This window comes from Pseudooceanicola pacificus (genome assembly GCF_009789075.1).
In the GTDB taxonomy this organism is placed as follows: domain Bacteria; phylum Pseudomonadota; class Alphaproteobacteria; order Rhodobacterales; family Rhodobacteraceae; genus Pseudooceanicola; species Pseudooceanicola pacificus.
Window position 1 is genome coordinate 261719 of the sequence record NZ_WNXQ01000003.1, and the last position, 12201, is coordinate 273919.

Below are 12201 nucleotides of genomic sequence, written 5' to 3' on the forward strand. Positions count from 1 at the left end.
GATGACCCTCCGTATCACACCACCCGCATTCCTGCCCTCGACCGCCCTGCGTTTCCTGAAACGTTTCGGCCTGCGTGACGAAGGCTCCGTCAGCATCATGATGCTGTATTTCATCGCCTGCATGCTCATCATGGGCGGCGTGCTGGCCGACATCTCCAATCGCAACCGCGTCCACACCATCCTGCAGACGACCGCCGATATGGCCGCCGCCAGCGGCGCGACCCGCCTGTCCGAGCCGCGTTGGGGATCGAGCCCGCGCAGCGTGGCGCGGTGGACCGCGCATTCCAGCCTCGACTCGACACATCTGGACGGCGCCTGGACCTCGCAGAGCTTCGACCTGGGCACCATCGACGAGAACGGTGCCTTCAAGACCTCGGGCGACCAACCCGACGCGGTGCGCGTCACGCTGCGGCGCACCACCGGCAACGGCAATCCCGAACCGACCATGCTGCTGCGCATCATCGGCATCGACCATTGGGACATCGAGGCCGAATCCGTGGCGCGGATCATCCCGCAGGACAGCCTGCCCTGCATCAATCCGCTGCTGTCGCTGAAGACCCGCGTCGACATCGGGGCAACCGACCTTTTTGCCGGCGTCTGCCTCAAGGCCCAGGCCTCGGTCGCCTACGGGGCCGAGCCGGTCTGGCTGACCGCGCAGCTCAAGACGCTGATCGACGGGCTGCTGGCGCAGGCGCTTGGCCTGACCTCGCTGACCGGGGGCATCCTGGGCGATACGCTGGGCGGCGTTGTCGGGGGCACCCTCGACACGCTGGGCGGCGTACTGGGCGGCAGCGATCCCGCGGATCACACCTGGGAGGTGCGCGACCTGGGCTCAGACCTGCGCAATGTCGTCGCCTCGGTCCCCAATATCCTCAACGCGGCCGTCTTTGACACCGCGACGCTGGAAGTGGGGCAGAGCTACCATGTCGAATGCGACGAGAACGAGGTGCTGAACATCGAAGGCCCGGTGACCCTGACGGGTATCGCGATCTTCTCGGACTGCCCGGTGCGGATCGACGGCGACGTGAGCCTGGAACTCTCGGTCATCGTGTCCAACCTGATCAGCCTGCTGGGCGACCCGGAACTGGCGATCGAGCCGAACCTGTCGATCACCCGCGGCGGCAACTGCCAGCCGGGCGACGGGGTCAAGATCTTCGTCTTCCTGGACCTGAACGCCTCGCTCGGCATTCCCGCGATTGTCGATCCGGCCTCGCCCCTGGGCGGCTTCCTTCAGGATGTCGTCGACCTGGGCGGAGAGACCCTGGCCACCGTGCTGAACACGCTGGGCCCGGTGCTGTCGACCCTGACCGAGACGATCTCGACCACCACGGATGTGCTGGGGCTGGCCAAGGTCTGCCTGGGCGCCGACATGATGCTCACTTCGGAAACGGTGCAGCTGCAGTGACGCACGGCTGAACCGTCAAACCGGCGGCGGGCAGTGCCCGCTCGCCGCCGGTAGAGTCCAATTGAACGGGGAAATCGGGGCAAATGCCCCGGTATTATTGTTTCCCCGCCCAATTTTGGACACCTTCTTTGGCCAGCATTGTTCACGAAAAGGGATAAAAGCTTTCAGGGTAGAACCAAATGTCGGGCGGAATTGGCCAATGCGTGCTGCAATCGGGGGCACCCCTGTCTGCACCGCAGGGCAAATTCACCCCGCCGTCCCGCCCCGCAAGCCCTGCACGGATCGCCGCCTTGGTGACATCCGGGCGTCCCGGTCCCGAAACATCCCCGGCCATGCCCCGCCTGGCACGACCGGACGCTTGCAACCCGACGGAGGCGATATGACCCGGCTCTACATCCTGCCGCTGATGGCGGCGTTCCTGATCCTGCAACCCAATCTGGCCGCGGCCTATGTCGGCCCCGGCCTGGGCGCCGGAGTGCTGGCCGCCGTGCTGGGCGTCTTTGCCGCCATCGCCATGGCCGTGGTGGCGCTGGTCTGGTACCCGGTCAAGAAACTGCTGCGCAAGCGCTCGGCCCCGGTGGCCAGGGCGGAGCAGGGACAATGATCGGCTCGCTCATGTCGGTGCTTCTGGGCGCCGCCGTGCTGAGCATCCTGCTGGTCGAGGTGGCGCTGTCGATGCCCTTCCCGACCATGCTGCGGATGATGGCGCAGCTGTCGCGCCGCTCGGTCACGATCCCGCGCCGCCATGCCTCGGACCACTGGAAACAACGGGCACTGCTGCTGTGCTCGCTGCGCATGGTGCGGGTGTCGATTGCCCTGCTGGCCTGCGTGGTCGTGCTGGGCGGGCTTGCTGCCTTCGGCATCATGATCCTGGGCGTGCTGATGCCGGGTTTCCAGACGGCTCTCCTCAGCGGCTTTGGTCTGGTGGCGATCACGCTGATCGCCCTGATGCATCTGGCCCTGCGCCGTCAGCTGGCCCATGTCTGACTACGGCATCCTTGGCCGGGCCCTGCATCGCATGATGCTGGGCTCGACCGCCGTTGCCGAAACCGGCTTTTCCATCGACCAGGCGCTGAGCAAGGCGCGCCAGCCGGCGGATGTGGGGCAGGGGCGCCACGTCTTCGTCTCGGGCCTGGCCCGTGCGGGAACCACCGCGCTGATGCGGCGCATCCACGCGGGCGGCGCCTTCCGCTCGCTGACCTATGCCGACATGCCCTTCGTGCTGGCCCCGAACCTGTGGTCGATGATCCGGGGCGGCAGGGTCAAGCGGATCGAGGCGGGCGAACGCGCTCATGGCGACGGGGTCATCGTCGATGCCGAAAGCCCCGAAAGCCTGGACGAGGTCTTCTGGCGCATCTTCGACGGTGAAAGCTACATCCGCCCCGACCGCCTGCTGCCGCATGATCCCGATACGGCCCTGACCGATCGGTTCACGGCCTATGTCGGCGCGATCCTCGCCTCGTCGGGCGACAGGCGTTACCTGAGCAAGAACAACAACAACGTGCTGCGCCTGCCCGCGCTGGCCCGGACCTTTCCCAATGCGGTGATCCTGGTGCCGTTCCGCGCGCCGCTGGATCACGCCGGATCGCTGCTGTCGCAGCACCGCCGCTTTGGCGAACGCCACGCAAGCGATGCCTTTTCCGCCGATTACATGCGCTGGCTGGTGCATCACGAATTCGGCGGCGATCACCGCCCCTTTGCCACCCATGACCTGTCCGAACACGCGCCCGACACGCTGGCCTATTGGCTGGACCAGTGGATCGGCGTGCACACACATCTGCTGCGTTCGGCCCCCGAGGCCGCGCAATTCGTCTGTTACGAGGATCTGTGCGACGATGCGGCCCTCTGGCCCGCCCTGGCCGCGCGGCTGGGGATCGACGCCGGGGCCGGGTCCGACGCGCCCTTCGTGCGCGCCGCTGCCCGCCCGCCGGGCGATCCGCTGCCCGCCGCGCAGCTGGCCCGGGCCGAGGAGATCTATGCCACCCTGCGCCAACGCGCCCGCGCACCGCTGCGCGCGGCGGCCTGAGCGGAAATTCCCGCCCGCCGGGGCCGTCTCGGTACTTGCAATCGTCAGGCGAGCCGGATAAATCGCCCGTCAGTGCCGCCTTAGCTCAGTTGGTTAGAGCGCTGGATTGTGGATCCAGAGGTCCCCTGTTCAAGCCAGGGAGGCGGTACCATCTTCCCCCGCCGCACATCCGATACCCCGGGTCCGGGCCATTCCGCCGCCCTGTGCCCTGCCGGACGGCGGCTAGTCCACCACCACCGTCTGGCGCAATTGCCCTGTCACCCGGTCGAAGATCAGGATGCGGTTGTCATCGGTCACCACGGCGTACCAGCCCTCGGCCGCCGTGACCGCCACGGCCTGCGCGCCATCCGGCAGGTCGATGCTGTCGGGCAGCACCGGCCCGGCGTCCCGGAAGCGGATGACAATCAGCACGATGATGAGTAAGACGCCTGCCATCATCACAGCCGTGAGCCCCGTCACCAGTCGTCGCAGAAAGCGCAGGTTGGCCGGTTCTTCCGGCCCGTCTTCGGAGTCCGTCATGACCACCACCCTGATGGTGAGGATCTCAGCCGATCCCCCTGGGCGCCTTGATAAGGCGCTTGCGCGCGATGTGCCAGACGCGGCGTCGCTGTCGCGCTCGCGCCTGGCCCGGCTGATCGCCGGAGGCGCCGTGCTGCGCGGTGGAGAGGCGCTGACCGATCCGAAGCTCAAGGTAAAGGAGGGCGACGAGATCGAGATTCGCCTCGACGACCCGGCGCCCACGCATATCGCGCCGGAAACCATCCCGCTGGACATCACCTATGAGGACGACGACCTGATCGTCGTGAACAAGCCCGCCGGCATGGTGGTGCACCCGGCCCCCGGCACGCCCTATGGCACGCTGGTGAACGCCCTGCTGGCCCATTGCGGCGACGATCTGTCGGGCGTCGGCGGCGAGCGGCGGCCCGGCATCGTGCACCGGATCGACAAGGACACCACGGGTCTGCTGGTCGTGGCCAAGAGCGACCGCGCCCATCACGGCCTTGCGGCGCAGTTCGAGGCGCATACCGCCGAACGCGCCTATCTCGCGCTCTGCCACGGGGTGCCGGATGCGGGCGATCCGCGCCTGCGCGGCGTGCCCGGCGTCTCGTTCGAGCCGGGCAATGTGATGAAGATCACCACACAGCTGGCCCGCCACCGCACCGACCGGCAGAAACAGGCGGTCTGTTTCACCGGCGGCCGCCACGCGGTGACCCGGGTGCGGCTGCTGGAGGGCTTTGCCGGGGCCGCCGCGCTGGTCGAATGCCGTCTGGAAACCGGGCGCACGCATCAGATTCGCGTGCACATGGCTCATGCCGGGCACGGGCTGATCGGGGATCAGACCTATGGCGGGCAGCGGAAACTGTCGGAAAAGGCCGTTGGGGCAGGGGCCGTGGAGGCCGCGAAACGCTTTCCCCGGCAGGCGCTGCATGCCGCGATCCTGGGCTTTGAACACCCTGTCAGCGGGGAATTCCTCCGCTTCGAGGCGCCGATGCCGCAGGATATGTCCTTGTTACTGGACAGCTTTTCGCGCTAACGCGCCGACACAACCGCGTGAGGCAGCCGAAACAACCGGCGATTTTCGACGGATCCCCGTTCATCCTGCGTTAGGAATTCAAGTCCATCAGGCTTGAACGCCTGAACCGGGCCGCCTATCTGAATGTTAAGACCCTAAACATCTTGCGCTGAAACAAGGTCAAAGAACGGGGAAGGACAGGACTGTGAGCAACTACGCAAATCTCCCGGCACCGACGCCAGAAGGCGGTTTGAACCGCTACATGCAGGAAATCCGGAAGTTTCCGCTTCTGGAACCTGAAGAGGAATACATGCTCGCCAAGCGGTGGGTGGAAGAGCAGGACACGGCGGCCGCGCACAAGATGGTCACCTCGCACCTGCGCCTGGCGGCCAAGATCGCCATGGGCTATCGCGGATACGGCCTGCCCCAGGCCGAGGTGATCTCGGAGGCGAATGTCGGCCTGATGCAGGCGGTCAAGCGCTTCGATCCCGAAAAGGGCTTTCGCCTGGCGACCTATGCCATGTGGTGGATCCGCGCCTCGATCCAGGAATATATCCTGCGCTCCTGGTCGCTGGTGAAGCTCGGCACCACCTCGGCGCAGAAGAAGCTGTTCTTCAACCTGCGCAAGGCCAAGGCCCGGATCGGCGCGCTGGAAGAGGGCGACCTGCACCCCGACAACGTCAAGCAGATCGCCCATGATCTGGGCGTGACCGAGGCCGAGGTGATTTCGATGAACCGCCGGATGTCCGGGGGCGACGCCTCGCTGAATGCGACGGTAGGTTCGGATGCCGACAGCACCATGCAGTGGCAGGACTGGCTGGAGGACGAAGACGCCAACCAGGCCGCCGATTACGAGGAGCGCGACGAGATGGACGCGCGCCGCGAGATGTTGGTGGAGGCGATGAGCGTGCTGAACGAGCGCGAGCGGGACATCCTGACCCAGCGGCGCCTCAGCGACGAGACGATCACGCTGGAGGACCTTTCGGCCCAGTACGATGTCAGCCGCGAACGCATCCGCCAGATCGAGGTCCGCGCCTTCGAGAAGCTGCAGAAACGGATGCGCGAACTGGCCTCGGAAAAAGGCATGATGGCCACGGCCTGACCCGGCCGGACGCGCAAGAGGCACGCAACGGCGTCGCGAGGGTTCGCGGCGCCGTTTTCATGTCCGGGTGGGCCGCGCCCCGGGCCCGCGATACCGATTGGTCACTGCGCAGTCCGGGGCATCCCTGCGCCGGGGGTGGTCCCCCGGCCTTGCGCCGGGGGCTGCAATCTGCGGCATCCGGGGCTAGAGTGACGGGATCGCGGGGCCGGTGGACCCCGGAGATCGGAGGTGAGACATGGCCGGAGGCTGGGCCCGCGACGGGGCCGTGAACGAACAGATCGAAGCCTCGATCCAGGACGAACTGGCGCGGCTGAAGGCGCGGCCCAAGGTCGGCGAAAGCCTGACCCATTGCGCCGAATGCGAGGAAGAGATCCCCGAGGCGCGGCGCGTGGCGATCCCCGGGGTCAAGCTCTGCATCGACTGCCAGCAGGACCGCGATGCACGGTTTGTGGCCCGGGGCGGGATCAACCGGCGCGGATCGAAGGATTCGCAGCTCAAGTGAGGTGCGGCGGTCCGGCGCTCGGCTGCGCCATCGCCCCGCCCGCCGTCCCGCAGCGCCTCAGAGGCGGGCGAGGAGCTCGGCCTTTTTGGTTTCGTATTCCGCCTGGGTCAGGATGCCCTTGTCGAAAAGACCGGCCAGCCGTTCGATGCGGCTGAAGATCTGGTCGTCGGACATGGCATCGGCGGTCTGGGCCTCGGCGGTCCGGGCCGGGGCGGTGGCCGGGGCCGGGGACGCGGTTGTCTCCGCCGGTGCCTGCGGCACTTCTGGCGCCGGGGCCGCCCGGTTCGGGGCGGGAACCGGTTCCGCGCCGGCGGGGGCGTTGCCGGCGCCATCGACCACGCGCAGGTCGGACAGGTAGACAGTGCCCAGCTGGCTGGTGAAGGTCAGGCTCTGCCCGCCGCTCTGCGCCTGCGAGACGCCGCCGATCTGGTGCTCTCCGGTGTCGTAGATCGTCATCCGCCCGCCCGTGACGATACCCAGGCGGCGGGTCTGCGGGAACCAGGCATAGCGCATGTCGTTCTGGCTGCCCGCCGTGGCCGGCGCGCCGAGTTCTGCCGGCCAGTCGCCCGGCGCGGGCACGAAGAGGCTGATGCCCCCGGGCCCCGGCGATTGCGATTGCGATTGAGAGGAGGCGGGGACCTGAAAGGTGCTGTCGCCGCGCACCAGTTCGGCCAGGTCGGTGCAGAGCGCATCCACCCGGGCCTTGAGCGCAGTGTTGAACATGTCGCCGACCATCGTCATGCCGCCCCGCGACCATTGCCCCATGCCGCCAAGCTCCTGGATGTTGAACTGCGCCTGCGTGCCATGCCCGGCGGCGACCGCCAGCAGCATCTGTTCCGCCGCCTCGGCCGAGACGCCGTGGCGGGCGGCAATGTCGGTCAGGGCCGCGCGGCCTGCGTCGGTCAGTCGGGTCATGCTGGCACTCCTTCTCGCGGGGCCCTGTGTCATGGCCCGGATAGAGCGCATGGGGGCCGGGCACAACCTCGGGTCGTGAAATAACCCCGGGCGGGCCTCAGCGGTGCCGCTCGCGCGGGCGGGCGATGCGGGTGGTGAGGCGTTTCCACCCCGGCCCGAGGTCCAGCGCCAGCAGCGCCACGCCCAGGGGCAGCATCCAGAAACCGAGGATCGGCAGGAAGCCGAGGATCCCGCCGCAGATCAGCAGCAGACCCAGGACCGAGCGGACCCCGGGCGGCAGCGACCGCCGCGCCCGGACCTGGAACCGGCGCAGCCGGGTCCGCAGCCCGTGCGCGGTGGCCATGTCAGTCCTCCATCGCCTCAAGCTCGTCGATCATGCCCGAGATCATCGACAGGCCCTTGTCCCAGAAGGCGGGGTCCGAGGCATCCAGCCCGAAGGGTTCGAGCAGCGCCTTGTGGTGCTTGGAGCCGCCCGCCCTGAGCATGTCGAAGTATTTCTCCTGAAAGCCTTCGGGCTGTTCGGTGTAGACGGCGTAAAGCGCGTTCACCAGCCCGTCGCCAAAGGCATAGGCATAGACGTAGAAGGGCGAGTGGATGAAATGCGGGATATAGGCCCAGAAGGTCTCGTATCCCTCCATGAAATCGAAGGCCGGGCCGAGGCTTTCGGCCTGGATCGACATCCAGATCGCGTTGATGTCCTCGGGCGTCAGCTCGCCATTGCGGCGCGCCGCGTGCAGCTTGCATTCGAAATCGTAAAAGGCGATCTGCCGGACAACCGTGTTGATCATGTCCTCGACCTTGCCGGCCAGCAGGGTCTTGCGTTCGGTCTGGTCCCTGGCGTTGTCGAGCAGCCGGCGGAAGGTCAGCATCTCGCCGAAGACGCTTGCGGTTTCGGCCAGGGTCAGCGGGGTGGAGGAAAGCATTTCGCCCTGGCCGGCGGCCAGCACCTGGTGCACGCCATGCCCCAGCTCATGCGCCAGGGTCATCACGTCGCGCGGCTTGCCCAGGTAGTTGAGCATCACATAGGGATGCACATCCGTCACCGTGGGATGGGCAAAGGCGCCGGGGGCCTTGCCCGGCTTGACGCCCGCGTCGATCCAGCCCTTGTCAAAGAAGGGCTGTGCGATCTCGGCCATGCGGGGATCGAAGGCGGAATAGGCGTTCATCACCGTCTCGCGGGCCTGGGTCCAGTCGATGATGCGGGTTTCCTGCGCGGGCAGGGGTGCGTTGCGGTCCCAGACCTGCATCCGGTCGAGGCCAAGCCACTTGCGCTTCAGCTCGTAATAGCGGTGCGAGAGCTTGGGATAGGCGGCCACCACGGCGTCGCGCAGCGCCTCGACCACCTCGGGTTCGACATCGTTGGACAGGTGCCGCCCGGTCTGGGCCGTGGGCATCTTGCGCCAGCGGTCGACGATCTCTTTCTCCTTGGCCTGGGTATTGTGGACCCGGGCAAAGGTGCGGATATTGGCTTCGAAGACGCGGGCGAGCTCATGCGCCGCCGCCTCGCGCTGGCTGCGGTCCTGTTCGGTCAGCAGGTTCAGCGTGCCCTCGATGTTCAGCTCTTCGTCGTTCACGGTGAAGGTCAGGCCCGCGATGGTCTCGTCGAACAGCTTTTCCCAGGCGTCGCCCACCACGCCGAGGTCGTGCAGGAATTTCTCCAGCTCGTCAGAGAGCTGATAGGGCTTCATCGCGCGGATGCGGTCGAAGACGGGCCTGTAGCGGGCGAGATCGGCATTGGCGGCGAAGAGACCGTCAAGGAAATCGTCGGGCAGGCGGTTCAGTTCGAGCGTGAAGAAGACCAGCGGCGTGGTGAAGGTGGTGATCCTGTCCTGCATGTCGGACATGAACTTGGCCCGCCCGCCATCGGTGGTCATCTGGTAATAGCGCAGGCCCGCGAAGGACATGATGCGCCCGGCGATCGACTGGATCTTCTCGTTCCGGTGCACGCAGGCCAGGAAGCCGGCGGCGTCGAGCGTGCCCAGCTTGCCCTCGTAATCCGCGGCGAAGGCCGCGCATTCGGTTTCCAGCCAGGCGAGGTCGTCCTTGAGCTGCGGCGCCTCCTCGGAAGCGTAGAGATCCGTCAGGTCCCATTCGGGCAGCTTGCCGAGGCCCTTGCCCCCCTCGCTGGCATTGGCGTCGCGGACGGGGAAGGGAAGGGTGAACATGCGGAGGGCCTTTCGCTCGTTGCTTTGCTCAGAGATAGGCCGCGGGGGGGCGGGGGTTCAAGGGCCAGCGGCTGTGTTGCGCGGGGTGCGGTCCGTTGCGCCGGTTGGCGGGGGGCAAATCCGGTTGCTGCGCGATGCCGGCGGTGCGCGGGTTTCCGGTCGCAGGGCATCGGCGATATCTGCGGGCCGGGCCTGTCCGGGGCCATGTCGCGCGGGCTGCGGGGGCGGAGGGGGGCTGTCTGCCCCCCGCCGGCCCTGCCGGGCCGACTCCCCCCGAGGATATTTCCGGCCAGAGGAAGGCCGGGCCGGGATTGCCCCTGCCGGTGGGCGATGTAGGGTCGCTTGGAACGGTTTTGACAGGGAGGACGCGCAATGCGGTTCGTGCGATACGGCGAGATCGGGGCGGAAAAGCCCGGGGTGCTGGACGGGGACGGGAACATCCGCGACCTGTCGGGCCAGGTGGCGGACCTTGCGGGCGACGTGCTGGGCGCGCTGCCCGATGTCGATCCGGCAGGCCTGCCGCTGGTGGAGGGATCGCCCCGGCTGGGCGTGCCGGTGGCGGGCGTGGGCAAGCTGATCGCGATCGGGCTGAACTATTCCGACCATGCGGCCGAGGCCGGTATGGCCGAACCGTCCGAGCCCATCGTCTTCATGAAGGCCACGAGCTGCCTGAGCGGGCCGAACGATCCGGTGGAGTTGCTGCGCGGATCGGAAAAGACAGATTACGAGGTCGAGTTGGGCGTGGTGATCGGGCGGCACGCGAAATACGTGAGCGAGGCCGATGCCCTGAAACATGTGGCGGGCTATTGCATCGTGAACGATCTGAGCGAGCGGCATTTCCAGACCGAGCGCGGCGGCCAGTGGACCAAGGGCAAGAGCTGCGACACCTACGGGCCGGTCGGGCCCTGGCTGGTCACCCCGGACGAGGTGGGCGATCCGCAGGACCTGAACCTGTGGTGCAACGTGAACGGCGAGGTGCGCCAGAACGGGGCGACCTCCTCGATGATCTTCACTGTGGCGCATATCGTCAGCTACCTGAGCCAGATGATGAGCCTCCAGCCGGGCGACATCATCGCCACGGGCACGCCGCCGGGGGTGGGCATGGGGATGAAACCGCCGAGCTTCCTGAAGGTCGGCGACGTGATGGAGCTGGGGGTGGAACGGCTGGGCCGCCAGCGGCAGGAGATCGTTTCGGGCTGATCGCAGACCGGGGGCCCGGGCGGCCCCCGCCGCGGGATCAGGCCGAAACCCTGTCGGCCCGGGTCCCGGCGGCGTTGGCGTCGTAGAAGGCCGTGGCGGTGTCGAAGACATGGGCGCGGGTCTGCGGCCCCTCCATCATCACCTCGTGTTCGCCGCCCTCGACCTCGACCAGGCGGGCGCCGGGCCAGGCGGCGATGCGGGCGCGGATGCGCAGGACATCGACGATACGCTCCTGCGTGCCGACAAATGTGACGCAGGGCACGGCCGGGGAGGGCATGCGCGACAGGGTCAGCATCTCCCCCAGGCTCTTGTAGAGCCAGCGCATGGAGGGGCCGCCAAGGCCCAGCTCCGGATGCGCCAGCGTCTGGCGGCGCATGTAGTCGTACATCTCCGCGTCGGTGGTCAGCTTGTTGTCCTCAAAGGCCTCGGCCAGAACGTAGCTTTCGCGCGCCGTCCCGGGCGAGAGCAGATGCCCCAGGCCCGTAGAGGAGGTGCCGAAGGCCAGCGCCCAGGCGACGGGGCGCAGGGCGCGGGGCAGTTCGATCCCCCACATCGGGCCGGTGAAGCAGGCCGAACGCACCGGCAGCCCCTCGTGCAGGGCGCGCAGGCCGATGCAGCCGCCCATGGAATGCGCCAGCAGGTGCCAGGGTTCGGGCAGGCCCATGTCCCGCGCCACGGCGAGCACGGCGCGCACATCGCGCTGGTAATCCGCGAATTCGCCCACATGGCCCGGCATCGGGTCGTCCATCAGCCGGTCGGCCAGACCCTGGCCGCGCCAGTCGACCGCCAGGGTGGCATAGCCGCGTGCCGCGAGATCGGCGGCGGCGCGGCCGTATTTCTCGACATATTCGGTGCGGCCGGGAAACAGCAGCACCGTGCCCTTCGCCCCGTCCAGCGGCCAGGCGCCCACGCGGATGCGCACCCCGTCGTCGCAGGTCGTCCAGACGGCATGGCCCCCGGCCGGGCCGTCATCGACATCCGAAAAGAAGGGCGCCTGGTCCATGGGTCAGGCCAGCGCCGAGCCGAGCGCCATGGCCTTGCCCATGTCGCCGTCCACCGACAGCTTGCCGGTCATGAAGGCCGATGTCGGGTCCAGATCGCCCGACAGCAGCGCCATGAAGGTGTCGCGGTCGGCGGTCAGGGTCACGTCGGCCTCTTCGTCGGCGACGCGGGCGCCGTCGGAATCGACCATGATCGCGCCTTCGCCTTCGACCACGAACTTGGCGATTCCGTCGAATCCGTCCAGTTTCTCGTTCAGGGCCGCAGCCGCCGCGTTCAAATCTTCGCTCATTCACGCCATCCTTCCTGAAATTGCCCCTTGCGGGGCTTACATGTGTCTCGCTGCACGCTACACTCGAAATGTTATGGGCGCG

At 67.5% G+C, this 12201-nt stretch carries 14 protein-coding genes and 1 tRNA gene; 9 read left to right on the top strand and 6 right to left on the bottom strand.

What is annotated here, in order from left to right; genetic code table 11:
- The first annotated feature begins 1 nt into the window (after position 1).
- From GLS40_RS06935 to GLS40_RS06955, 5 genes are all read left to right on the top strand, one after another.
- Entirely contained in the window at positions 2 to 1405 is a 1404-nt protein-coding gene (locus GLS40_RS06935) for a Tad domain-containing protein (RefSeq protein WP_160382018.1), read from the top strand.
- Between the two features lie 379 nt (positions 1406 to 1784).
- Entirely contained in the window at positions 1785 to 2009 is a 225-nt protein-coding gene (locus GLS40_RS06940) for a hypothetical protein (protein WP_160382019.1), read from the top strand.
- Positions 2006 to 2392 (top strand): hypothetical protein, encoded by a 387-nt coding sequence (locus tag GLS40_RS06945; protein WP_160382020.1) that lies wholly within the window; start codon positions 2006 to 2008, stop codon positions 2390 to 2392. The genes GLS40_RS06940 and GLS40_RS06945 overlap by 4 nt, the downstream gene beginning before the upstream one ends.
- Positions 2385 to 3431, top strand: a complete 1047-nt coding sequence (locus GLS40_RS06950) for a sulfotransferase (protein ID WP_160382021.1) — start codon at positions 2385 to 2387, stop codon at positions 3429 to 3431. The genes GLS40_RS06945 and GLS40_RS06950 overlap by 8 nt, the downstream gene beginning before the upstream one ends.
- Positions 3432 to 3505: 74 nt before the next feature.
- Positions 3506 to 3582 (top strand) — tRNA-His (locus tag GLS40_RS06955).
- A 71-nt stretch (positions 3583 to 3653) separates the two neighbouring features.
- Here GLS40_RS06955 and GLS40_RS06960 read toward each other — a convergent pair.
- Positions 3654 to 3950, bottom strand: coding sequence for a DUF6476 family protein (locus tag GLS40_RS06960; protein WP_160382022.1), 297 nt, complete (start codon positions 3948 to 3950; stop codon positions 3654 to 3656).
- Here GLS40_RS06960 and GLS40_RS06965 point away from each other — a divergent pair.
- The 3 genes from GLS40_RS06965 to GLS40_RS06975 all read left to right on the top strand — a co-directional run bounded on the left by GLS40_RS06965 (position 3949) and on the right by GLS40_RS06975 (position 6548).
- On the top strand, positions 3949 to 4965 hold the full coding sequence (locus GLS40_RS06965; protein WP_160382023.1) for an RluA family pseudouridine synthase: 1017 nt from the start codon (positions 3949 to 3951) through the stop codon (positions 4963 to 4965). The two genes, GLS40_RS06960 and GLS40_RS06965, sit on opposite strands and share 2 nt — an antisense overlap.
- 184 nt (positions 4966 to 5149) lie before the next feature.
- The gene (gene rpoH, locus GLS40_RS06970) at positions 5150 to 6046 is read left to right on the top strand and encodes an RNA polymerase sigma factor RpoH (RefSeq protein WP_160382024.1); all 897 of its coding nucleotides are present in this window, start codon (positions 5150 to 5152) and stop codon (positions 6044 to 6046) included.
- A gap of 235 nt (positions 6047 to 6281) precedes the next feature.
- Positions 6282 to 6548, top strand: a complete 267-nt coding sequence (locus GLS40_RS06975) for a DksA/TraR family C4-type zinc finger protein (RefSeq protein ID WP_160382025.1) — start codon at positions 6282 to 6284, stop codon at positions 6546 to 6548.
- 57 nt (positions 6549 to 6605) lie between these two features.
- On the opposite strand, the gene GLS40_RS06980 is transcribed toward GLS40_RS06975, so the two are convergent.
- From GLS40_RS06980 to GLS40_RS06990, 3 genes are all read right to left on the bottom strand, one after another.
- Positions 6606 to 7463, bottom strand: a complete 858-nt coding sequence (locus tag GLS40_RS06980; RefSeq protein WP_160382026.1) for an SHOCT domain-containing protein — start codon at positions 7461 to 7463, stop codon at positions 6606 to 6608.
- Between the two features lie 97 nt (positions 7464 to 7560).
- Positions 7561 to 7806, bottom strand: a complete 246-nt coding sequence (locus tag GLS40_RS06985; protein ID WP_160382027.1) for a hypothetical protein — start codon at positions 7804 to 7806, stop codon at positions 7561 to 7563.
- A 1-nt stretch (position 7807) separates the two neighbouring features.
- Positions 7808 to 9628 (bottom strand): M3 family oligoendopeptidase, encoded by a 1821-nt coding sequence (locus tag GLS40_RS06990; protein WP_160382028.1) that lies wholly within the window; start codon positions 9626 to 9628, stop codon positions 7808 to 7810.
- A gap of 372 nt (positions 9629 to 10000) precedes the next feature.
- Between GLS40_RS06990 and GLS40_RS06995 the strand changes: the two genes are divergently transcribed.
- Complete coding sequence (locus GLS40_RS06995; protein WP_160382029.1) at positions 10001 to 10828, top strand: fumarylacetoacetate hydrolase family protein; 828 nt, start codon at positions 10001 to 10003, stop codon at positions 10826 to 10828.
- 37 nt (positions 10829 to 10865) lie between these two features.
- Here GLS40_RS06995 and GLS40_RS07000 read toward each other — a convergent pair whose 3' ends face one another.
- Positions 10866 to 11831, bottom strand: coding sequence for an alpha/beta hydrolase (locus GLS40_RS07000; protein ID WP_160382030.1), 966 nt, complete (start codon positions 11829 to 11831; stop codon positions 10866 to 10868).
- 3 nt (positions 11832 to 11834) lie between these two features.
- Positions 11835 to 12119 carry an SCP2 sterol-binding domain-containing protein gene (locus GLS40_RS07005; protein WP_160382031.1) on the bottom strand — a complete coding sequence of 95 codons (285 nt, stop codon included), beginning with the start codon at positions 12117 to 12119 and terminating at the stop codon, positions 11835 to 11837.
- Positions 12120 to 12201: the final 82 nt, after the last annotated feature.